The following is a 19,771-nucleotide window of genomic DNA, read 5'->3' as shown; positions in this document are numbered from 1 at the left end:
AGAAGAGATGAGTTAGCTTCTTGCCGAGCTTGGTGCTTTCATCGCATCGATAAAGCCAATAATCACACCAGCGGCTAGGCCAGCTAAATGCGCCGTATTGGCGATAGCCATAAATGGCTGCATGTACCCAAGCACCAACCACACCAACATAAAGCCGACAATCTGTCTTGGGATACCCAACCCAAGCTGTGGCGCCTTCGCACCAACCACCCATAAGTAACCAACCAAGGCATACACAACACCAGACAAACCACCGAAGTTCGCCCCTTCAACCCAATACTGCCCAGCACCTGAAAGCGCAGAAGATACAGCAAAGATCTGAAGTAGCTTGAGGCTACCTAGTTTCTTCTCAATGTCTCCGCCTAGCTGCCACCACCACAAAATATTAAATGCGATGTGCATAACAGAGAAATGCAGAACGGCATGACTCAGCCAACGCCACAATTGCCATTGCTGTCCATCCACCGCTGGGAAATGCAGGGCATTGAAAATAGCTTGGCCAAAACCGATCTGTTGCAGCGCAAAAATCACCACACACACCAACATCAGGCTTAGTGTCACAGGGCCTGCTTTGGCTTTGATCATGCCCATGAAGCTTGGCGTGAGGTAATGGAAGTTGCTCTTTCTGGTCTCTGCCATGTCCCAAGACGCCGCTTGATAACGTTTATGATTAGGCTCAGCCAGAAAACGATTCAGCTCAGCTTCGGTTTCAACCTGAAATTGGCCATCAAGCAACCAAAGAGCAAAGCGCCCTTCTCCCTCTGGAGACATCTGAATAGGGATCTGACGCGAGGCCATATAATCAATAAATGCTTGAGCAAGACGTGGATTGTCTAACACCATCAATCTAATCATTGTTACTTCCTATTCATTCTATGAGGGATGGTTAAGGCGGTTCAGGTGATGAAAGTCATTAACCTGCGATCACTGGAAGTTCAGCACGATGCCAAGCTTCGAAACCACCATCAACACTATATACCTCTTCAAAGCCTTGGTTCACTAAATATTGTGCTGCACCTTGGCTACTGATGCCGTGGTAGCACATCACTAAGATAGGTTGTTCAAACTCAACCTCATCCATGAACGACACCATCGTATCGTTAGTCAGGTGGTAGGCTGTTTTTGGGTGGGCAACCGCAAAAGATTGCGGGTCACGTATATCGACAAGTCGAGCTTCGCCTTGTTCAATGAGGGCTTGAGCGCCTTTAACATCGATATGTTTAAACTGGTCCATGACTTTCTCTTTTTATACTGATTTACTTTGCTGCCATTGTAACCTATCCCAAGGCTAACATTCACATCCACTTAATAAGGTTATCCACCAGCGATCACTTTTACACCATTTGTGGATAAATCTGTGAATTGCGTGAATAAAGTGCCTTTTCAAAAATAGATCCACAACATGTAGTAATGATCCTGATCTAACTGTGGGTTAACTGAAACATATCCCCACTCGAAAAACCCCACCAAAGCCTTACTACACCCTGCTTTTAGACAGCTGACGAATAAACTTCTCACAGAGTTATCCACAAAATCATTTTGCAAATTTCGATCGCAAAAGTTGAGAAATCGATCCAAAACAAAAAGGCCGAGATCTCTCGATCTCGGCCTTTTCAAAATTCAGCTATTTGTTAACTCGACTAGAAAGTAGAAGCTAATAGAAACTAGATGCTATTAGAAATCACCAACGGCTTGTTTCAATTTCTTCATCGCATTCTTTTCTAACTGGCGAACACGCTCAGCAGAGATACTGTAGGTATCCGCTAAGTCTTGCAGGGTTGCCTTGTTGTCGTCTAGCCAACGTGAGCGAACAATGTGTTGGCTACGCTCGTCTAAGCTTGCTAGTGCTAGCCCTAGGCGATTATTGGTGTGTGACTCCCAGTTAGCCGCTTCAACCGTCTCAGCAACGTCTGACGCTTTGTCTTCTAGGTAGTAAACTGGAGCAGTGTAAGCAGAACCGCCATCGTCATCGTCCATAGGCGCTTCAAACGTCGCATCTTGTGCCGCTAAGCGAGATTCCATCTCACGAACTTCTGAAGGCTCAACACCCAGTTCACGAGCAACCGTCTCAACTTCACCGTTATTGAACCAACCCAAACGCTTTTTAGACTTACGAAGGTTAAAGAACAGTTTACGCTGTGCCTTAGTGGTCGCAATTTTAACGATACGCCAGTTACGTAGAACGTATTCATGGATTTCAGCTTTGATCCAGTGAACAGCAAACGAGACGAGACGAACACCAACTTCTGGATTGAAGCGCTTAACAGCCTTCATCAAGCCGATGTTACCTTCTTGGACGAGATCAGCCATTGGCAGCCCGTAGCCAGAGTAGCCTCTAGCAACGTGCACCACGAATCGTAGGTGGGAAAGGATCAAGCCTTTCGCAGCGTCGATCTCACCTTTGTAATGTAATCGCTCTGCAAGTCCACGTTCCTCTTCAGGTGTCAGCATTGGGTAGCTGTTCGCTGAGCGGATATAGCTATCTAAACTATCTTGTGTGACTAAAGCCATTTGATACGCTTGGTTTGCCATTCGGTTCCTCATCAATCTCTGATCTGGAGTAATACATCTATTAAAACCCGACAATCTTGAACCTAAAATGAACAGGTTTCAAGGAGGGGGAAGTAATTATGCATAATCAATTCGTCTATACAAGGCAAAAACTGGTTAAGAAGTGCCTATTTTTCGTCTAAATATGACTCTATTCACCTAAACTGGTTCAATTTCTTTTAGATGACGCTGTGCAGAAAGCTTCGCAGCCACACTACCAAGCAGAGTTCCGACGATCAAAAGCAGTAAAGATTCATCCCAACTCAGGCCAATTAAACGGAAGTGGCTGTCGTATAGCTGAGCCAAGTCATCCACTGCGCTGTTCAGCAATACGGTGATCAATGCCGTCATTACCCAAGCGCTAATCGAACCTAAAACGCCAAACCACATCCCAGCATAAAGGTATGGTCGAAGAATGTAGCTGTCGGTCGCACCAATCAGCTTCATGGTTTGAATCTCTTCTTTATGCGCCAACACATTAAATCGTAGTGTATTGCCGATAATCAGAAATACCGCGCCCAACATCAATACCGTTAAGGTAATCACGATGACCGCAGCTAATGCTTTGATCGCATCTAATCGAGCTAACCAATCTTCGTCTAGGCGAACATCGGTCACTAATTCTTGTTGTTTAACTGTGCTTGCCAGTTCTTTAATTAAGGTATCGCTGTGTACGCTTGGCGTAATCACCAGCACACCTGGCAGTGAATAATCGTCGAGGATGGTTAGGGCGTCTTCAAAACCAGAATACTGGCTGAGGTCTGCAAGCCCTTGCTGCGGAGAAATGTACTCCACCAGCTCAACTTGATCCCAACTTTCGATTTCATCCTTAAGCACCATTACTCGTGGCTCAGGAATACCATCCTCTACATAAGCACTTATTTGTGACGGGCTAGTGACATCTTGCGCCACTTCCCCAACATTTTTACCTAATAGGTACAAACAAGCTGGCATCGCCAACGCCATAGAGATCACCGCAAGGGTCAGCAAGTTGCCTAACGGGCGCTGCCACATTTGCGAGAACGATGACTTGGCTTGTTTCCAGTGAACAACAAAGAAGCCGTCGCTTGAAGCGCGGTTTGCTGCTCGATTCGATTGAGGTTTCTTGATGCGCTTATTCGCGGCCATAATCTTCAACCTCACTCAAAAATCCTTGGTTTAATTCAAGATGGCGGTACTGAGGGCGAGTGTTCACTAACCCGATATCGTGCGTCGCTAGGATGATCGTCACACCTGCGCGGTTGAACTCTTCAAATAATCGTAATACACGGTTAGATAATTCAGGGTCTAGGTTACCAGTAGGCTCATCGGCTAAAAGCAGAGTTGGGCGGTTAACCACGGCGCGAGCAATACCCACGCGTTGTTGTTCACCACCCGAAAGTTGGCTTGGCAAACAACGGGCTTTATCTAATAAACCGGTTTTATCCAACGCAGCACTGACTCGGCGTTTTATTTCGTTTTCAGAAATAGATTCAATACGCATAGGCAGAGCGACGTTATCGAAAATCGAACGGTCCATCAGCAGGCGGTGGTCTTGAAAAACAATCCCAATATTACGGCGTAAGAAAGGGATGTCTTTGGCTGGGATACGAGTGATATCGTGATCGTTGAACCAGACACGTCCATCGGTTGGACGCTCTATCGCGCAGATCAACTTCAGCAAGGTACTTTTACCAGCCCCAGAGTGCCCACCCAAAAAAGCCATCTCTCCACGTTTCAGGTGAAAGTCCACTTTTTGGAGCGCTTGTCTTCCACCTCGGTAGGCTTTACTCACTTGCTGAAATTTGATCACCGAAAATTCCTCTTACGATCACTAATATCAAATTTAAAAACGGTAGCAGATTAAGGATAAACCACTTTGCTACTCGCGTTACTCTTCGCGGCTAAATAGTGCTTCAATGAAGTCTTTAGATTCAAATGGACGCAGGTCATCAATACCTTCACCAACACCAATGTAGCGGATTGGAATCTGGAACTGGTCAGCAATTGAGAAAATTACGCCACCTTTCGCCGTACCATCTAGCTTAGTCAGTGTAATACCCGTAACTGGAGCCACTTCACTGAACAGCTTCGCTTGGCTGATAGCATTCTGACCTGTACCTGCATCGAGCGTTAGCATGATTTCGTGTGGTGCAGAGTCATCAATCTTCTTCATTACACGAACGATCTTGCGTAGCTCTTCCATCAGGTTGCTCTTGTTCTGCAAACGACCGGCTGTATCAGCAATCACAACATCAACACCACGCGCTTTCGCTGCTTCAATCGCATCGTAGATAACAGACGCACTGTCCGCACCAGTGTGTTGAGCGATAACCGGCACATCGTTACGCTGACCCCAAACCTGAAGCTGTTCAACGGCTGCTGCACGGAAGGTATCACCCGCTGCTAGCATCACTTTCTTGCCTTCATTTTGGAATTGTTTCGCCAGCTTACCGATCGTAGTTGTCTTACCTACACCGTTCACACCCACCATTAAGATAACGTAAGGTGTTTTAGTGGTATCAACAACCAGTGGCTGTTCCACTTGGCTTAAGATGTCTGCCATCTCTTCTTTGAGCAGACCATAAAGCGCTTCACCATCTTTTAGGTCATTGCGAGATGCTTTTTCTGTCAGGTTTTCAATGATCTTAACCGTGGTATTCATACCCACGTCAGCGATCAGAAGTTGCTCTTCTAGCTCTTCAAACAGATCTTCATCGATTTGCTTGCCTTTGAACAGGCCAAAGAAACCCGCACCGATGTTTGCTTTAGTGCGGCTTAGGCTGCGCTTAAGGCGAGCAAAGAAGCTTTCTGTCGGCTTCTCTTGAACTTCTTCAACCTTAGCTTGAGGAGCAACCACTTCTTCCTGTTCTGCTTCTGCTTCTGCTTCTGCTTCTGCTTCTGCTTCTGCTTCTGCTTCTGCTTCTGCTGCGACAGGTTGCTGCTCTTGTTGAGTCTCTTCAAGCGCTTGCTCAGGTTCAACTGGCTTAGATTCAGTTGGCTTAACTTGTTCAGCTTCAGGCGCGACCTGTTCAGCCTCAACTTGTGATTCAACTTCAGTTTGATCTTCAACGCTTTCTACGTTCGCTTCATTCTGAGTTTTTGGGCTTTGTTCTTCTTCACCAAAACCAAGCCACGATAATAATCCGCGCTTCTTTTTTTCCGTCATCAGAGGAGTTTCCTAGATCTACTAATTAGCTGTATTGACTTAATACACGTCGACTCTTTGCTATTGTTATACAATACAAGCTTGTACAAACGAATAGTAAAGAAAAATGACAAAGCAGTGATAAGTTTGCTTTTAGCTTGATACACTTTGTCATTGCAAATTTATTTAATACACGAACCCACTTAAATTGGGCTCGGTATAGTATCACTTTATTAGCGGTCAAAAAATCTATGGTAAGACGTCGCCAGCAAAACACATCACAAAAAAAGCCATCCGGAGGCTTTGTTCGAATTATTAGTGGCTCATGGAGAGGTAGAAAGCTGCCTGTTCATGATTTAGAAGGATTACGCCCAACCATTGACCGAGTAAAAGAAACACTCTTTAACTGGGTGGCTCAAGATATCCCACATTCAACTTGCTTGGATGTATTTGCCGGCTCTGGCGGTCTAGGTTTTGAAGCAGCTTCTCGCCAAGCAAAAATGGTGACACTGCTCGAAATGAATCAAAAGGCGGCTAAACAGCTTTCTGATAACGCGAAAGAGCTCAAGGCAGACAACATCAATGTCGTGAATACTGATGCTATCTCTTTCCTTAAGAAACCAGGCACTCCTTACGATATGGTTTTCCTTGATCCACCATTTCGCAAAGGCTTACTGGCAGAAACAGTACAACTGCTTGAGAGTAACGGTTGGCTTGCAGACAATGCCATCATTTACGTCGAGACAGAGAAAGAACTGAAACTCGAAGCTATGCCAGAGAACTGGGAATTGCATCGCGATAAGACCACCGGACAGTCAAGCTACCGACTGTTCAATCGAATTACTGAAGAATAGGAGTTATTGAATGAAGTTCTTGCTTCCACTAGCAAAAGCAGCCATCGCCTTTGTTTGGTTTATCTTGATCGTAAATATTTTCTACCCGTTCCCGGGTAATGCTGCGATTGCGCTTTATATCATGACAGCATTCTTGTTCTTCATGCACGGCCTGCAGATGCTGATTTTCATCGGTGCTTTCGGCGACAAGATCGAGATGTCACGTTGGGAGAAGTGGTCAATATTGATTTTCGGTGTCTTCGCCTTACTCGATATCCGACGCAAACACATGATGTAATCGAGCTTAAGCCCAGATATAAAACGCTTAGCTACAGAAAACATCATGACAGAAACAGTAGAGACAAAAACGCCGCTCATTTGAGCGGCGTTTTTTTATTCAGCAATGATATTGATGTTAGCCCATGTAGCCTTTCACACCATCGAGGAACATTTGCGTCGACAGCATAACCAACAACAAGCCCATCAAGCGTTCGATGGCTTTAAGGCCTCTCTCACCCAGCACTCGCAGGAAGAAACCATTAAACATCAGAATAAAGAAGGTAGCACCCCAAGCCAGCATCACTGCACCTGAAAGCTCTAACATATTGTCAGGGTGCTGTGTCGACAACAGAATCAATGCCGCAATCACTGAAGGGCCTGCAATCATTGGGATCGCCATCGGCACGATAAACGGTTCTTCACCCGCCGCAAGGCCGGTAATACTGCCCGCACTTGGGAAAATCATCTTAATCGCGATGATGAACAGAATAATACCGCCTGAGATACTCAAGGTTTCAGGCTGCACATGCAGGAAGTTCATGATGCTTTGACCAGCAAACAAGAACAACAGCAGGATAACCAGCGCAAACATCAGTTCACGAACAAGAACAATACGGCGACGCTTCGGATCAATATGCTTAAGGATAGAGAGCACGATTGGTAGATTGCCAAGCGGGTCCATAATAAGAAACAGCATGGTTGCTGCAGATAAAATTTCCATAAGTTTGTCTCGAAAAGCGTAAGTGCGCGGAGTATAGCAGCCTCAACATTGATTTTCGAACGCAGTAATAAAAGGATTAACTTATGTAATTAGAAGGGAATTTTGCGAAAGCAAATAGAAAGGTAGAAAGGAGAAAAGTAAAAAGAGGATTTAAAGAGTGAAGCCGAAACGTCGCATCCACTCTTCTTATCTATAAAAGCCAAAAGGCTCTAAAAACCAAGCCACTGGGAATCAGTGGTTACACACACGTTCGCGATTAGTGCAAAGCTTGTCATCAATAACCACGACCTTTCCCATCTTCAGGAAAAACTTCAGCAATCCATCTAAATCCAGACCGTTCAGCTTACACGTATGAAAACGCGCTTCTGCGCCATAAGTTTGAGCGAGTTCTTGCGTCAACTCTTCACGAGTCAGTGGCTTTTCACTCAGTAGGTTTAAAACGTTGTGTGCATGAATTTCGGTAGTCATAACTCTATCTCATGTTTAATGAAGTAGACGTAGAGTACCTACTTTCATCTGAGCTGCCTTGATGTAGCTCAGAGTTAAGCGAGCTCTACTCTAAATGGTAAGGGAAGCAACAATGAGAGCGTGCGCCAGAAAGTAGCTGCCCGTCACCCAAAAGTAGGCACCCTTAATTGGGCTACGATAGAAATTTAGCGCGTACGCCAATGCTGAAAGCAGCAACACGGCACAACCGGCAAAACCGACCGCATGCGACAGTTGAGGATCAAGCAACCAGAGCTCACCAGAAGCCCATGCAAGCTGAATAAGCACGATACCCATGATAACTACAGGAAAGACGAGTTTGTCTAAGCGAGGCAGAAGTAAGAAGAAAGCAACGACACAAGCCGCCAACAGCAGCGCGAACAACCACCAAACCATTTCTCCTGATAGCTGTAACCAAAATGCTTTGCTGTAACAGAGCTGAGCCAGCAAGAAGCAAACAAAATGCAGAGGACGTTTTTGAGTAACAGTATGCAGGACATCTGCGATCGCAGAGACCGCCAACCCAGCAACGACCCAATAGGTAAAATCAGCAACGACAGATTGAGTTAAAGCAATGGTCGCTAATAATACATAGGTAAAAACCTTATACGATAAGACCTGACCGATATGTCCATGTTTCGTTCCTGCTATTGCTCCGATACCAGACAAGGAAACCGCCAACCAACTCCACATACCATTTGCCCTATTGCTTTAAATCGTCGCCAGTCTAGGCACACGAGTGTTGATGTAAAGCCTCAGCCCCTCAAAATTGGATCTTGATTACGCTTCCACTAAAAAGAGTCTCTTTAGATTGAAGTCGTAACAATTACCACCATGACAATGGCCATTCGTTTAAAACTAGAACGAATCATCATAAAACCCATTCAAACTGGCATTAGAGTCGCCATACTTGAATTTTGGCCAATTCTAACCTATCGGACCCACCAAAACTGGCCTAATCCCAGCAAATACCACACTTAAAAAATTAAAACAACCACATTTAAAGCAAATTATAACAATAACTTAAACAAACAAACTCAAGATTAATAGGGAAATAAAAACGCCAACCAAGCCTAGACTTATAAAGTAGCCAGTTTTCTTTTTTAACGCCCAGTTTTGTCAGGTTATTTCAAGCCTCCGGTAAAAATCGCCACAAAAACCAAGCCGAAAACTTAAAAAACCAACCAAAACCAACCTAGCCACCACCAACCCCTATTAATACAGTTTAACAACCTTTAACAATATAAATTACACAAAACAACCATTGCAAAACAACAAGTTAAATTAAATTAGAACAAACATAAATCACAACGAACAAATTAAGAACACACCATAAAACACAGTTAAACACTGCCAAACAAGCCAAAAACTCATAGTTTTCTACTACTTTTAAAGCTTTCGAAAGTAATTCTTGATCTAAAGCCATAAGTAGTGCTATTCTTTAAAACATAGCGAGAGACAACCAAATTTAGGAGTAGTGTTATGATTTCATCTTCGCAAAGACAAGGACTTGTAATGATCGCGGTAGTTGTAGGTCTAATGACACTACCGATGATGTACTAAGCAAGTTACAGATAAAAAAAGGGACGCCATGAGCGTCCCTTTTTTTGTTCAATTTTTTCACTTCGAAAACAGATGCAGTGTTAGCACATCCCAGTTCGCATAATAGAAACCTGCGGCAGCTAAAGTCATTGCCATCATCAGTAAGATCGCAACTCGCCAGATAAAACGACCACTACGTGGAGTCAGCTCCTTCTCACAGTCGTTACACATCATGATGAACTTATGTTGATCTTCCAACTTAGCCTCATGTTCATTGACTACCTTATTACGACACGTTGCGATATAGCGCAGCTTGCTCACCATATCGTGCGGTAGCCTTTCTTCACAGCTTGTTACAAGCTCATGCAATCCTTCGCCTTCGGCATGATATTGAAGCCTCAATAATTTCTCTATATTGCGAGTTCTTGTCACCACTTTTTCAATATCGGTCATCTTGGCCCTCCCACTCCACACTATAATTCTAGTCGAGCATTTCCCTATTCTTATACAAAATCACTGTTATTTACGAGAGAAAGAGACAATAAATAACAATGCCTTATCCCAAACTGGCCATTAAATGTGATGTCTGCCGAAAAATAATCAGCTTGGCTTACAACAGTTCACGAATAACGGCTTTAAACACATATCCCTATTGCCTGAAAGACTAGAATAACCATCACGACTACATGGAGGTTATATGCCTAATTCACTCTTTTTTGCCATCTTTGCTCTCGCTGCTCTAGCGGCTTGGGTATTTATTGGTTTCTATCGAAAACACTCGCAAGGTGAAAATGCGCCAGAGAAGAAAGTGAATGTCACGGTGTTAGACAAACAATCCATCGACCTTCCTGACGCAGAACCGGGCCAAGAAGATCAAGAGTACTGGATTTACGTTCAACGTGGTGTGGTTGGTCCGAAGCGAGAATTCCAAGTCGGCATCCACTATTTCCACGCCCTTAACCCTGGCGACAAAGGAACCTTAACCTACCAAGGCGATAAGTTCTTACACTTTGCGTTGAAGCGCTAAACGTCAGCCGCTTCAACTCTCGTCCCTAAGCAATCCATCAGAAAGCCTTAGTACTCACCGCTAAGGCAATAACCAACGTGTTTTCTCTGACTTAGACACCAACCAGCTCATCCATAACGCGCCAGCTCCGCTGATCACAATCCATAATGGAATAACCCATGCCGGATGTCCTTGATACCAACCAAACTCTTTCATCGGCCACAAGAAAATCGGGTGCAGCAGGTAAATACCTAAGCTGTGCTTACTGATAAAGCCAACCACTTGGTTACTCTTCTCAGAAAGGCCTTCACCATAGTAACGGCATACCATGAACACCATGCTCGCGGCTAATACGGTATTCAACGTTTTGTAAGATAACCAGCGCCCTACCGTGTACTCTTCTGCCACCAAGCTTGCATCAACAACCATGTAAACCGTGGTTAGTAACGCTAGCCCACCCAGTAAAACACTCACGCCAACTGTCATCTTGTTAAGTGGCACAATCTTATACAGCAAGTAACCCAATGGTAAGTAACCGGTGTACAACCACAATTCGTGGCTCCAAGGGCCATCGATTTTCAGTAAGAACAATAACGTTGTGAACAACCATACCGCTGTAAAGGCATAGACCGATCTATCACCGTACTTTCTAACCATGATCTGCAAGAACGGAATCACAAAGTAGAGCGGGATGAAGTAATAGAAGAAACCAAGGTGGTAATAGGTGTAATGATGGTAGCTATTCAGCAACACATCCCAACTGACGTCGGCATCAAAACCCATTGCCGACCAGCCCGACAGATAGGTATAGAAAAGCGACCAGACAATGAAAGGTATCAGTACCTTGCCCAGACGACGCTTGAGGTAGTATTTGGCGTCAAACGGGCGCTGATCACTTAGCATCAGTGCGCCCGTAATCAAGATGAACACAGGTACTGCCCAGCGGCTGAAACCGTTTACCGTAATGGCAGTAAGCCATTCACCGAAAGGAATAGTGCCCAATTCATTGCGATAAGGCGCCAAAACATGAATCGCGATAACCGCTACGGCCGCGACACATCGTGCTAAATCAAAAAAGAGAATTCGCTGCTTCATGTAAATGCCTGATTAATATTCAATCATTCTACTATAGCAATAAAAAAGCTGACCGGAATAAATACCAAGTCAGCTTAGTGTTAAAGGAGATGCTTATCGCGAATTTAGCTCATACGACGCTAGCTTATGCGACTTTGGCTCTCAATCATGCGGCTGAAGCTTATGCCGCTGAGATTTGCGGCACTTTCGGTAAACGCAGAGAGATCACCGTCGTTATCGCTAAGAACGCGAAGGAAACCCACAGACACGCAGACAAACCTGCCATTTGGAATACCAAGCCCGATAATATCGTGCCAATCAAACGGCCCATCGCGTTTGCCATGTAGTAGAAACCGACATCAAGAGAAACGCCATCACCTTTCGCATAACTCACAATCAAATATGAGTGAAGTGATGAGTTCACCGCAAAGATGGCACCAAATACCATCAAACCACCCACGATAACGAGCTCTGGTTGCCAACCAATCTGTACTGCATAAGCAATAGCAGCGGTCACGATAGCCAACGTACCAGCCCATAACAGCGCGGCATGGCCATCTGGCACCTTACCTTGAGCTTTACCAGTAATCTTCGGCGCTATGCCCTGTACAAAGCCATAAGCGATAGTCCAAGCAGCTAAGAAACCGCCAACCCATGAGTGATCCCAACCAAACACACTGCCTAGGTAAATCGGCAAAGCAATCACAAACCACACATCACGAGCGCCAAACAGGAACATACGTGCTGCGGATAGGATGTTGATGGATTCAGACTTAGAGAAGATCTGTTTGAACTTAGGCTTGGTTTTCGCTTTGCCCATGTCCGCTTCTAAGCTCAACACACTGCCAACGAAGACCAATGCCAACACGGCTGCCATCGCGAGCACGGCGTATTGGAAGCCAATCGTTGAAAGCAGTAAACCACCAATAAAGAAGCCTGCCCCTTTAAGCGCATTCTTAGATCCGGTCAGAATCGCAATCCACTTATAAAGCGCGCCTTGTTGTTCATCAGGAACCAGAGTCTTAATTGAGCTCTTGGCACTCATCTTATTGAGGTCTTTAGCGATACCAGACAAAGCTTGCGCCGCCATGACCCAAGGAATGGTCAGCATTGCCGTTGGCACCGCGAGCATACCCAAGGCGACGACTTGCATGCCTAACCCAATGTTCATGGTCTTATTGAGGCCAAGACGCGCCCCTAACCAGCCACCGATTAGGTTAGTCACCACACCAAAGAATTCATAGAAAAGGAACAGTGAGGCGATTTCTAACGAACTGTAGCCAAGGTCGTAAAAATAAAGAACCACCAACATGCGAAGTGCACCATCAGTAATGGTGAAGTTCCAGTAGTTAAAAGTCACCAACATGTATTGGCGAACGCTCTTACTTAGATTTGAAAACATAACGCTATCTCTGCAATCTAAACAAAAAGAGCTTTTGGATCATGATAAGTTCAACACTCCAGATACCAAAAGCTCCCTGTCTAACACTGATGACTATTAGCTATTCGCTACGCCATTAATGTATTCAACCTGGATAGGTTTAGTGAAGGCACCTGGACGCAGTGCCTGCACCTCTTGAACTACCTTGCTCAAATCCCAGCCTTTTTCTAACAGTAGGTGAGCTGCGAACAAACCAGTGCGACCAGAGCCGCCCATACAATGCATTGCAACCTTGCCGCCGTTATCGACGATGTTATGTAGCTCAGGGCTAGCTGCTTGCCACTTCGCAGCAAAACCAGCACCCGGTGCACAGTCGTCTTCAATTTCGATCTGGAACCATTGCATACCTAACGCACGTGTTTTTTCACCAAGTGCCGCCACGTCTTTGCTTGCAAGCTCATGGTCATCAAGTGCTGTCACGATAGCTTCAACGCCTTGCTCTTTTAGCTGAGCCAGTGATGCATCAAGCGTTGCTTCTTTTGTGCCTGGGCACGGAGTAAGCACTAGCGCACCTTGCTCTAGGTCTAGGTCTAGTTGCCATGTTGGATGTATCATTATATCTTCTCCAGATTCTTATTAAGCAAGGCCAACGGTACGAACAAGCTCAGCGGTACGTGTTGCGTAACCCATCTCATTGTCGTACCAAGCGTAGATCTTAACCATGCGCTTACCGACCAACATCGTTGATAGTGCATCCACGATTGTTGAGCGTTGGTCGCCTTTGTAATCGATAGAAACCAGTGGACGCTCTTCAAAGCCAAGAATGCCTTTTAGTTCATTCTGAGACGCTTCTTTCAGCATCGCGTTAACTTCTTCTGCCGTGGTGTCTTGCTTCACTTCGAAGATGATGTCTGTCAGAGAAGCGTTCGCTAGCGGTACACGAACTGCGTGGCCGTTGATGCGGTTTTCTAGCTCAGGGAAGATCTCAACAATCGCTTTGGCGCTGCCCGTCGTTGTTGGGATAAGACTCATGCCACATGCACGTGCGCGGCGTAAGTCTTTGTGCGGCGCATCAAGAATAGTTTGCGTGTTAGTTAAATCGTGAATAGTGGTGAAGGCTGCGTTCTCGATACCAAGCTTCTCGTTGATCACCTTAACCACTGGCGCGATACAGTTCGTTGTACAAGACGCTGCCGTTACGATTTTGTGTACCGCAGGGTCGAAGATATTGTCATTCACACCAACAACGATGTTTGCGATGCCTTCTTCTTTCACTGGCGCCGATACCACAACACGTTTCACGCCCTGCTCTAGGTATTTGTTTAGGAAAGAGGTCTTACGGTGAACACCTGTCGCTTCGATAACCACATCACAACCAGACCAGTCGATCGCATCGATGTCGCGCTCTTGTGTGGTCTTGATGCGCTGGCCATTAATGATCATCTCATCGCCTTCTGCAGTTACTTCGTGGTGAAAGCGACCTTGAACTGAATCAAATTCTAGAAGGTGGGCCAGTGTTGTTGTGTCGCCAGCAACATCGTTAATTTGAACAAATTCTAGCTCATCCCAATCGAATGCTGCGCGAAGTGCTAGACGGCCGATACGACCAAAACCATTAATACCTACTTTGACTGTCATTTTCTGTTCTCTCAGTTAATTGCCTTCATATTTGAAGCCTCAGCGTTGTTGACTACGTTCACTTACCGGATCGCCGGCCTCCCTAATCACATAGAGCCACTATGCTCATAGGGATAAGTTCACTTGTCGCCTAGCTGCAACTCCAACTATTTCGGCATTAAGTTTTAATGTATTTAAACGCAACATACTGGGCGTGAGTTCATCGACTCTAAGCGCTCAATATCTTGCTGGTATTCAGTTTTCAAACAGTTCGATGCAATAAGGTCGTCAATTAACTTTAGCATCCAACCTGGTAAATCTTGTGACAGGCGGTAAAACACCCACTGCCCCTGGCGAACATCAGTCAAAATACCGTTTGAACGCAGCTGCGCAAGATGGCGTGAAACCTTTGGCTGACTTTCTTGCAATGCCTGAGTCAACTCACCAACCGATAAGCACTCATTGCGAACTATCAACATTAAGCAACGCACTCGCGTTTCATCGGACAGTAATTTAAAAAATTGGTGAGGAAGCATAAAAAAACATACTCATATATGGATATGCATATATCTTAGATATAAAAAAACGCACGTCAAGGCGTGCGTTTCAATTGTCATAAAAGTTTAACGAAGAAATATCAGAGCTTGTTGGTCACGGTATGGCTCCAACGGCGCGCTTCAGTAAGCTCCGTTTTAACCTGATCCACGCTTAATCCTAAATCGGCGCAGTGCTCATCAATCTGTTGCCAATCGGCATGCTCAAAGCTCTCTTCAAGTGCGAGCAAGGTACCATATGGCCCTTCTCTACGAAGCAGAGCCACCTTGATACTTTTACACAAAGGCAGTTGCTCTACTAAATTCTCTAACGATAGATCGAGCAATGCATCCAGCAACGAGAACAGACCAATCATAAAGGCTTGCTCGGTATGTCCTTCAAATGCCTGATAACGAGACATACGCTGGCAAAACTGTGCACGCTGCAAAGACAAGCCATACAACTCTTTCGGTTTTTTATCCGAGACGTAAGACGCCACCGCCAGCGAGACAAACATTTTCAGTTTTTCTTGCCCTAGGTACACCAAGGCCTGACGGAATGAAGAGATGGTCACTTCTAGACGAGGCGACATGGTGTTCACAAAGCGCAGTAGCTTATAAGACAAGGCGACATCTTTCGCGACGATACTCTCGACACGCTGAAAGTCGACATCGGGCTTACACACTTCTTGGAACAGCTCCATGGCAATCACTTGCTCAGGGCTGATGTACTTAGTCTTAATGATTTCCGGCTTGCTAAAGAAATAGCCTTGGAAGAACTTAAAGCCCGCCTCTTTGGCTTGCTGGAATTCTTGTTCGGTTTCGACTCGTTCAGCAAGAAAACTAAACTTTTTCCCTTGATGAGCTTTGACCAAATCACACGCCTCATCCAAGCCCATCTGCATGATATCGAGCTTAACAATATGCGTGTATTTGAGGAAACGTTCCCATTCTGGCGTCGAAGTAAAATCATCTAGGGCAATCATGTACCCCGCTTGATAAAGCTCTTTAACAGCTTCTAATAATTCGTCGGTCGGTTGGCAAGTTTCAAGGATCTCAACCACCACCTTGTCTTTCGGCAAGCTCAAAGGCAACCGACGAATCAAGCTTTGGTAAGGGAAGTTAATAAAGCAGCGTGAAGATGGGATCGACGGGTTAAGCCCAACCGACAAGAAATTCTCAACGATCAGACGATACGTTGCTCGATTAGACTCTATATGCGCTGGATAGGCATTCCTTTCTCCGTCACGAAACAGCAGCTCATAACCAAGCGTGTTCTTCTTACGGTTTAAGATAGGTTGTCGAGCAACGTAGGTAGCGGTCATTTCTTGATAACTCTAATTGGTTTAACTATAACTCTATTGCTTTGATTAGGCTTTGGCGGCAGCCAGCAATGCGCCGCAGCCCATGAACATACCACCAAAGATTTTATTTATCTTACCCATTATGCGATCTGAACGAATAAAACGTCCCATTTGTGACGCTAATGAGGTGTAACCCAACATAACAACGCTATCAATGAATACCGTTGTAACACCTAGCACTAATAATTGCGGTGCTTGCGGCTGTGTTGGATCGATAAATTGAGGGAACAGAGCCACCAAAAACACGATAGATTTTGGGTTAGTAAGGTTAATCAGCACCGCATTTCTAAGCAGCTTGCCACTCGATAGCGTCGAGTTTTCTTGTGAAGCCACTAAGCTAGAGTTGTCACGCCACTTTTGAATACCCAACCAAAGAAGGTAAACCACACCCACCCATTTGATGATGGTGAATGCCAACGCGGATTGAGCCACCAATGCACCAATGCCCGCGCCCACCAGCATGATGTGGAATGCAAGACCGAGTTGTAAGCCCGCGATCGACGCAAGTGACTTCTTGGTGCCATAACTTAGCCCATTGCTGATTGAGTTAACGGTACCTGAGCCCGGAGCCAAACTAAACAATATCGCCGTAACGACATAAGCAAGCCAAACATGAGTATCCATTTGCATTTCCTTACTAGTTCTTTAATCTAACAACATTAGTAGCAATAAAGCTCTCACACGCATCAGTTCAGGTAATTTCCCATGGAAAACCACAGCGGCGCCCCGACTTCGTACACGCAAGAATCTCAATTCGAGCAAGCGATTAAACACCCGATCCCCACCCTTTGGCAACAACGAAAAGATGGGTATGTAACAACATCCGGTAAAAAGAAGCTGTACTGGTGTAGCCTGACTTCAGAGACTCATACCAAGGCGATTGTTATTTCAAATGGCCGCATCGAGTGCTGCCAAAAATACCAAGAACTCTTTTATGATTTCTATCAACAAGGCTATGACGTTTATTCATTTGACCACCAAGGTCAAGGCCAGTCTGAACGTATGGTAACAGACTCTGACATTGGTCACATTCATGAGTTTGATGATTATGTATCTGACATGTCTGACGTCATTGCCAGTTTCGATCTCAGTAAGTATTCCAATCGCTATCTGCTCGCACACTCAATGGGCAGTACCATAGCCACTCGCTACCTACAAACTCATCCAGACCATCCATTTGATAAGGTGACTCTGTGCGCTCCGATGTTTGGTATCAATACCGAGTGGTATCTGAAACCTATCGCGATGATCGTTGGGCAAGTGCTTACCGCGTTTTATGCCAAGCCGACTTACGCGCCAGGGCAGCAAGCGTACTATTCAAAGCCATTTGAAAACAACTTACTGAGCCACAGTAAGGTTCGCTATCACTGGTTCCGTCGCTTATATGACGAGTCTCCATCTTTGCAGGTGGGTGGACCAAGCACGCGTTGGGTGTGGCAAGGGTTAATGGCCGCCAAGCAAGCAATTCAACAAACTCGTCAAATCAAGATCCCTCTGCTATTGATTCAAGCTGGGGATGAAAAGATTGTCAGTAACAGTGCCCAAGTAAAGTTCATCTCTAAGCTGAAGAAAACCAACTCTGATTGTCAGTTTAAGTTGGTTGAAGGTTCTAGACATGAGGTGTTATTTGAGCAAGATGAATATCGCAATCAAACACTGGATGCGATCAATCAGTTTTTCGCCTAGAGCTAATACGCTAAGCAAACTGCCAAAAAGATAAGTGCTAAAGAGGAAGAGAAGTAAGTGAGCTTTGCCCTCTTTTCTTGCATGAATTTGGCATACAATTTCTACCTAAAGATATTGTAGTTAAAACGATTCTAGCGCTGGCTAGCGTCAATATTGGTTAAGCATTTTGCAATGAGGGTTAAATGAGTATTCCTGCACTAAAAGATTCCGTGAAAGTTGTTGCTTCTGATTTAGATGGTACGCTTTTGGCTCCCAACCATCAGCTAAGCGACTTTACCAAGCTAACGCTTAAGAAATTACACGACCAAGGTTATACCTTCATTTTCGCTACGGGTCGTCACCACGTCGATGTAGCGGGTATTCGTCAGATCGCAGGCATTCCGGCGTACATGATCACTTCAAACGGTGCACGCGTGCATGACCAGAACGATCAACTGATGTATAGCCAGAACGTGCCTCAGGAACTCGTTCAGCCGGTTATTGATATTGTGCGCCAAGATCCAAACCTCTTTATTCACATGTACCAGAATGAAGATTGGCTACTAGACCGTGAAGATGAAATGTTGGCTAAATTCCACAGCGAATCTGGCTTTAGCTACAAGCGCTTTGAAGCTGAAAATGCACCAAGCGAAGGCATCGCGAAAGTCTTCTTCACACATCCAGAACAAGACCACGAATATCTCGTCACGTTTGAACAAAAGCTAAGAGATGCTTTTGGCGACAAGCTGAACATCGCCTTCTCTACACCTTGGTGTCTTGAAGTGATGGCCGCTGAAGTCTCTAAAGGTCACGCCCTAGACGCTGTTGCTAAATCCCTGAATCTGACACTGGATAACTGTGTTGCGTTTGGTGATGGTATGAACGACGCTGAAATGCTGGCTATGGCGGGTAAAGGTCTAGTCATGGGCACATCACATGAAAAAGTGATGAAAGCACTACCAGACAATGAAGTGATTGGCAGTAACGCAGACGATGCCGTTGCTCACTACCTAGAAAAGCATCTGCTCTAATCTCGCTCGTTGAAGAGATCTGAATAAATAAAAAGGCAGCCAACGGGCTGCCTTTTTTGAACCTTACGTAAAAAGCTCTCTCTAACGCTATCGAGAACCTAACACTTCTTTGCTTAAGATTGCCTGCCACTCTTGTTCGGTAACCGGCATGATCGATAAGCGATTACCGCGTTTCACCAATGGCATTTCGGAGAGTTCAGGCATGGCTTTAAGCGTAGCCAAAGGAATCAAGCGCTCAGTCACTCGCACAAACTCGACATCCACCATAATCCAGCGCGGGTTATCGGGTGAAGACTTAGGATCGTAGTAATCACTCTCTGGGTCGAACTGAAAGTGGTCTGGGTAGGCTTCTCTGGTTACTTTAGCGATCCCCGCTACGCCAACTTTTTTGCATGATGAGTGGTATATCATCACCAAATCTCCAAGCTTGACGTCATCACGCATCATGTTTCGAGCCTGATAGTTGCGCACACCCTCCCAACAAGAGGTTTTTTGTACTCTCAGGGTCTGAATAGAGAAGGTGTCGGGTTCTGTTTTAAATAACCAATATGCCATAATAAAT

Annotated in this window: 23 protein-coding genes; 5 read left to right on the top strand and 18 right to left on the bottom strand. The window is 45.2% G+C overall.

Annotation, left to right across the window (positions count from 1 at the left end; translation table 11 throughout):
* Nucleotides 1-12: 12 nt before the first annotated feature.
* From glpG to ftsY, 6 genes are all read right to left on the bottom strand, one after another.
* Entirely contained in the window at nt 13-855 is an 843-nt protein-coding gene (gene glpG / locus AB4484_RS02795) for a rhomboid family intramembrane serine protease GlpG (protein ID WP_372076301.1), read from the bottom strand.
* A 58-nt stretch (nt 856-913) separates the two neighbouring features.
* Nucleotides 914-1,234, bottom strand: coding sequence for a thiosulfate sulfurtransferase GlpE (gene glpE / locus AB4484_RS02790; protein WP_017061039.1), 321 nt, complete (start codon nt 1,232-1,234; stop codon nt 914-916).
* A 440-nt stretch (nt 1,235-1,674) separates the two neighbouring features.
* Nucleotides 1,675-2,532 carry an RNA polymerase sigma factor RpoH gene (gene rpoH, locus AB4484_RS02785; protein ID WP_017055518.1) on the bottom strand — a complete coding sequence of 286 codons (858 nt, stop codon included), beginning with the start codon at nt 2,530-2,532 and terminating at the stop codon, nt 1,675-1,677.
* Nucleotides 2,533-2,709: 177 nt separating this feature from the next.
* Nucleotides 2,710-3,678 carry a permease-like cell division protein FtsX gene (gene ftsX / locus AB4484_RS02780; RefSeq protein WP_372076299.1) on the bottom strand — a complete coding sequence of 323 codons (969 nt, stop codon included), beginning with the start codon at nt 3,676-3,678 and terminating at the stop codon, nt 2,710-2,712.
* Complete coding sequence (gene ftsE, locus AB4484_RS02775) at nt 3,665-4,342, bottom strand: cell division ATP-binding protein FtsE (RefSeq protein WP_004736585.1); 678 nt, start codon at nt 4,340-4,342, stop codon at nt 3,665-3,667. Before ftsE ends, ftsX begins: the two co-directional genes overlap by 14 nt.
* A gap of 78 nt (nt 4,343-4,420) precedes the next feature.
* Nucleotides 4,421-5,698 carry a signal recognition particle-docking protein FtsY gene (ftsY, locus tag AB4484_RS02770; RefSeq protein WP_372076297.1) on the bottom strand — a complete coding sequence of 426 codons (1,278 nt, stop codon included), beginning with the start codon at nt 5,696-5,698 and terminating at the stop codon, nt 4,421-4,423.
* Nucleotides 5,699-5,928: 230 nt separating this feature from the next.
* Between ftsY and rsmD the strand changes: the two genes are divergently transcribed.
* Both rsmD and AB4484_RS02760 read left to right on the top strand, forming a co-directional pair.
* Entirely contained in the window at nt 5,929-6,531 is a 603-nt protein-coding gene (gene rsmD, locus AB4484_RS02765; protein WP_017061036.1) for a 16S rRNA (guanine(966)-N(2))-methyltransferase RsmD, read from the top strand.
* Nucleotides 6,532-6,541: 10 nt separating this feature from the next.
* The gene (locus tag AB4484_RS02760) at nt 6,542-6,808 is read left to right on the top strand and encodes a DUF1145 domain-containing protein (RefSeq protein WP_016784000.1); all 267 of its coding nucleotides are present in this window, start codon (nt 6,542-6,544) and stop codon (nt 6,806-6,808) included.
* A gap of 117 nt (nt 6,809-6,925) precedes the next feature.
* Here the strand turns inward: AB4484_RS02760 and AB4484_RS02755 are convergent, their stop codons facing one another.
* The 4 genes from AB4484_RS02755 to AB4484_RS02740 all read right to left on the bottom strand — a co-directional run bounded on the left by AB4484_RS02755 (nt 6,926) and on the right by AB4484_RS02740 (nt 9,991).
* Nucleotides 6,926-7,510 carry a YhgN family NAAT transporter gene (locus AB4484_RS02755; RefSeq protein WP_017063768.1) on the bottom strand — a complete coding sequence of 195 codons (585 nt, stop codon included), beginning with the start codon at nt 7,508-7,510 and terminating at the stop codon, nt 6,926-6,928.
* Nucleotides 7,511-7,741: 231 nt separating this feature from the next.
* On the bottom strand, nt 7,742-7,978 hold the full coding sequence (locus AB4484_RS02750; protein ID WP_372076295.1) for a YecH family metal-binding protein: 237 nt from the start codon (nt 7,976-7,978) through the stop codon (nt 7,742-7,744).
* Nucleotides 7,979-8,068: 90 nt separating this feature from the next.
* Nucleotides 8,069-8,689 (bottom strand): lysoplasmalogenase, encoded by a 621-nt coding sequence (locus AB4484_RS02745; protein ID WP_372076294.1) that lies wholly within the window; start codon nt 8,687-8,689, stop codon nt 8,069-8,071.
* 927 nt (nt 8,690-9,616) lie between these two features.
* Nucleotides 9,617-9,991, bottom strand: a complete 375-nt coding sequence (locus tag AB4484_RS02740) for a hypothetical protein (RefSeq protein WP_004736595.1) — start codon at nt 9,989-9,991, stop codon at nt 9,617-9,619.
* 244 nt (nt 9,992-10,235) lie between these two features.
* On the opposite strand from AB4484_RS02740, the gene AB4484_RS02735 reads away from it, so the two are divergent.
* Nucleotides 10,236-10,565: a DUF2500 domain-containing protein gene (locus AB4484_RS02735; protein WP_017061032.1), complete on the top strand. Its 330-nt coding sequence runs from the start codon at nt 10,236-10,238 to the stop codon at nt 10,563-10,565.
* A 60-nt stretch (nt 10,566-10,625) separates the two neighbouring features.
* Here the strand turns inward: AB4484_RS02735 and AB4484_RS02730 are convergent, their stop codons facing one another.
* From AB4484_RS02730 to rhtB, 7 genes are all read right to left on the bottom strand, one after another.
* Complete coding sequence (locus AB4484_RS02730) at nt 10,626-11,639, bottom strand: acyltransferase (RefSeq protein WP_017061031.1); 1,014 nt, start codon at nt 11,637-11,639, stop codon at nt 10,626-10,628.
* Between the two features lie 160 nt (nt 11,640-11,799).
* Nucleotides 11,800-13,020, bottom strand: a complete 1,221-nt coding sequence (gene arsJ, locus AB4484_RS02725; RefSeq protein WP_372076292.1) for an organoarsenical effux MFS transporter ArsJ — start codon at nt 13,018-13,020, stop codon at nt 11,800-11,802.
* A gap of 96 nt (nt 13,021-13,116) precedes the next feature.
* On the bottom strand, nt 13,117-13,614 hold the full coding sequence (locus AB4484_RS02720; protein ID WP_136974440.1) for a cyclin-dependent kinase inhibitor 3 family protein: 498 nt from the start codon (nt 13,612-13,614) through the stop codon (nt 13,117-13,119).
* 21 nt (nt 13,615-13,635) lie between these two features.
* Nucleotides 13,636-14,637 carry an ArsJ-associated glyceraldehyde-3-phosphate dehydrogenase gene (locus AB4484_RS02715; protein ID WP_017061027.1) on the bottom strand — a complete coding sequence of 334 codons (1,002 nt, stop codon included), beginning with the start codon at nt 14,635-14,637 and terminating at the stop codon, nt 13,636-13,638.
* Between the two features lie 173 nt (nt 14,638-14,810).
* Nucleotides 14,811-15,152 (bottom strand): metalloregulator ArsR/SmtB family transcription factor, encoded by a 342-nt coding sequence (locus tag AB4484_RS02710; RefSeq protein ID WP_004736602.1) that lies wholly within the window; start codon nt 15,150-15,152, stop codon nt 14,811-14,813.
* 101 nt (nt 15,153-15,253) lie between these two features.
* Nucleotides 15,254-16,474 carry an EAL and HDOD domain-containing protein gene (locus tag AB4484_RS02705; RefSeq protein WP_050622211.1) on the bottom strand — a complete coding sequence of 407 codons (1,221 nt, stop codon included), beginning with the start codon at nt 16,472-16,474 and terminating at the stop codon, nt 15,254-15,256.
* Between the two features lie 45 nt (nt 16,475-16,519).
* A complete protein-coding gene (gene rhtB, locus AB4484_RS02700; RefSeq protein ID WP_048610767.1) occupies nt 16,520-17,137 on the bottom strand; it encodes a homoserine/homoserine lactone efflux protein in 618 nt (205 codons plus the stop codon).
* Nucleotides 17,138-17,218: 81 nt separating this feature from the next.
* Between rhtB and AB4484_RS02695 the strand changes: the two genes are divergently transcribed.
* Entirely contained in the window at nt 17,219-18,199 is a 981-nt protein-coding gene (locus tag AB4484_RS02695) for an alpha/beta fold hydrolase (RefSeq protein WP_050649842.1), read from the top strand.
* Between the two features lie 182 nt (nt 18,200-18,381).
* On the top strand, nt 18,382-19,209 hold the full coding sequence (locus tag AB4484_RS02690) for a Cof-type HAD-IIB family hydrolase (RefSeq protein WP_050649843.1): 828 nt from the start codon (nt 18,382-18,384) through the stop codon (nt 19,207-19,209).
* A gap of 87 nt (nt 19,210-19,296) precedes the next feature.
* Here AB4484_RS02690 and AB4484_RS02685 read toward each other — a convergent pair whose 3' ends face one another.
* Nucleotides 19,297-19,764, bottom strand: a complete 468-nt coding sequence (locus tag AB4484_RS02685; protein WP_017633148.1) for an EVE domain-containing protein — start codon at nt 19,762-19,764, stop codon at nt 19,297-19,299.
* Nucleotides 19,765-19,771: the final 7 nt, after the last annotated feature.

Origin of the sequence: Vibrio sp. 10N.261.46.A3 (assembly GCF_041472995.1) — a bacterium.
Classification (GTDB): domain Bacteria; phylum Pseudomonadota; class Gammaproteobacteria; order Enterobacterales; family Vibrionaceae; genus Vibrio; species Vibrio coralliirubri.
This window is presented reverse-complemented; position numbering and strand designations above follow the sequence as displayed.

What these genes read in the sequence shown, in the direction of transcription:
- rsmD (WP_017061036.1), top strand. Translation starts at nt 5,929, where the DNA reads ATGGTAAGACGTCGCCAGCAAAACACATCACAAAAAAAGCCATCCGGA.
- glpG (WP_372076301.1), bottom strand. Translation starts at nt 855, where the DNA reads ATGATTAGATTGATGGTGTTAGACAATCCACGTCTTGCTCAAGCATTT.
- glpE (WP_017061039.1), bottom strand. Translation starts at nt 1,234, where the DNA reads ATGGACCAGTTTAAACATATCGATGTTAAAGGCGCTCAAGCCCTCATT.
- AB4484_RS02745 (WP_372076294.1), bottom strand. Translation starts at nt 8,689, where the DNA reads ATGTGGAGTTGGTTGGCGGTTTCCTTGTCTGGTATCGGAGCAATAGCA.
- ftsY (WP_372076297.1), bottom strand. Translation starts at nt 5,698, where the DNA reads ATGACGGAAAAAAAGAAGCGCGGATTATTATCGTGGCTTGGTTTTGGT.
- AB4484_RS02735 (WP_017061032.1), top strand. Translation starts at nt 10,236, where the DNA reads ATGCCTAATTCACTCTTTTTTGCCATCTTTGCTCTCGCTGCTCTAGCG.
- AB4484_RS02705 (WP_050622211.1), bottom strand. Translation starts at nt 16,474, where the DNA reads ATGACCGCTACCTACGTTGCTCGACAACCTATCTTAAACCGTAAGAAG.
- AB4484_RS02740 (WP_004736595.1), bottom strand. Translation starts at nt 9,991, where the DNA reads ATGACCGATATTGAAAAAGTGGTGACAAGAACTCGCAATATAGAGAAA.
- AB4484_RS02695 (WP_050649842.1), top strand. Translation starts at nt 17,219, where the DNA reads ATGGAAAACCACAGCGGCGCCCCGACTTCGTACACGCAAGAATCTCAA.
- AB4484_RS02710 (WP_004736602.1), bottom strand. Translation starts at nt 15,152, where the DNA reads ATGCTTCCTCACCAATTTTTTAAATTACTGTCCGATGAAACGCGAGTG.
- rhtB (WP_048610767.1), bottom strand. Translation starts at nt 17,137, where the DNA reads ATGGATACTCATGTTTGGCTTGCTTATGTCGTTACGGCGATATTGTTT.
- AB4484_RS02685 (WP_017633148.1), bottom strand. Translation starts at nt 19,764, where the DNA reads ATGGCATATTGGTTATTTAAAACAGAACCCGACACCTTCTCTATTCAG.
- arsJ (WP_372076292.1), bottom strand. Translation starts at nt 13,020, where the DNA reads ATGTTTTCAAATCTAAGTAAGAGCGTTCGCCAATACATGTTGGTGACT.
- AB4484_RS02760 (WP_016784000.1), top strand. Translation starts at nt 6,542, where the DNA reads ATGAAGTTCTTGCTTCCACTAGCAAAAGCAGCCATCGCCTTTGTTTGG.
- AB4484_RS02715 (WP_017061027.1), bottom strand. Translation starts at nt 14,637, where the DNA reads ATGACAGTCAAAGTAGGTATTAATGGTTTTGGTCGTATCGGCCGTCTA.
- AB4484_RS02690 (WP_050649843.1), top strand. Translation starts at nt 18,382, where the DNA reads ATGAGTATTCCTGCACTAAAAGATTCCGTGAAAGTTGTTGCTTCTGAT.
- AB4484_RS02730 (WP_017061031.1), bottom strand. Translation starts at nt 11,639, where the DNA reads ATGAAGCAGCGAATTCTCTTTTTTGATTTAGCACGATGTGTCGCGGCC.
- AB4484_RS02720 (WP_136974440.1), bottom strand. Translation starts at nt 13,614, where the DNA reads ATGATACATCCAACATGGCAACTAGACCTAGACCTAGAGCAAGGTGCG.
- ftsX (WP_372076299.1), bottom strand. Translation starts at nt 3,678, where the DNA reads ATGGCCGCGAATAAGCGCATCAAGAAACCTCAATCGAATCGAGCAGCA.
- AB4484_RS02750 (WP_372076295.1), bottom strand. Translation starts at nt 7,978, where the DNA reads ATGACTACCGAAATTCATGCACACAACGTTTTAAACCTACTGAGTGAA.
- AB4484_RS02755 (WP_017063768.1), bottom strand. Translation starts at nt 7,510, where the DNA reads ATGGAAATTTTATCTGCAGCAACCATGCTGTTTCTTATTATGGACCCG.
- rpoH (WP_017055518.1), bottom strand. Translation starts at nt 2,532, where the DNA reads ATGGCAAACCAAGCGTATCAAATGGCTTTAGTCACACAAGATAGTTTA.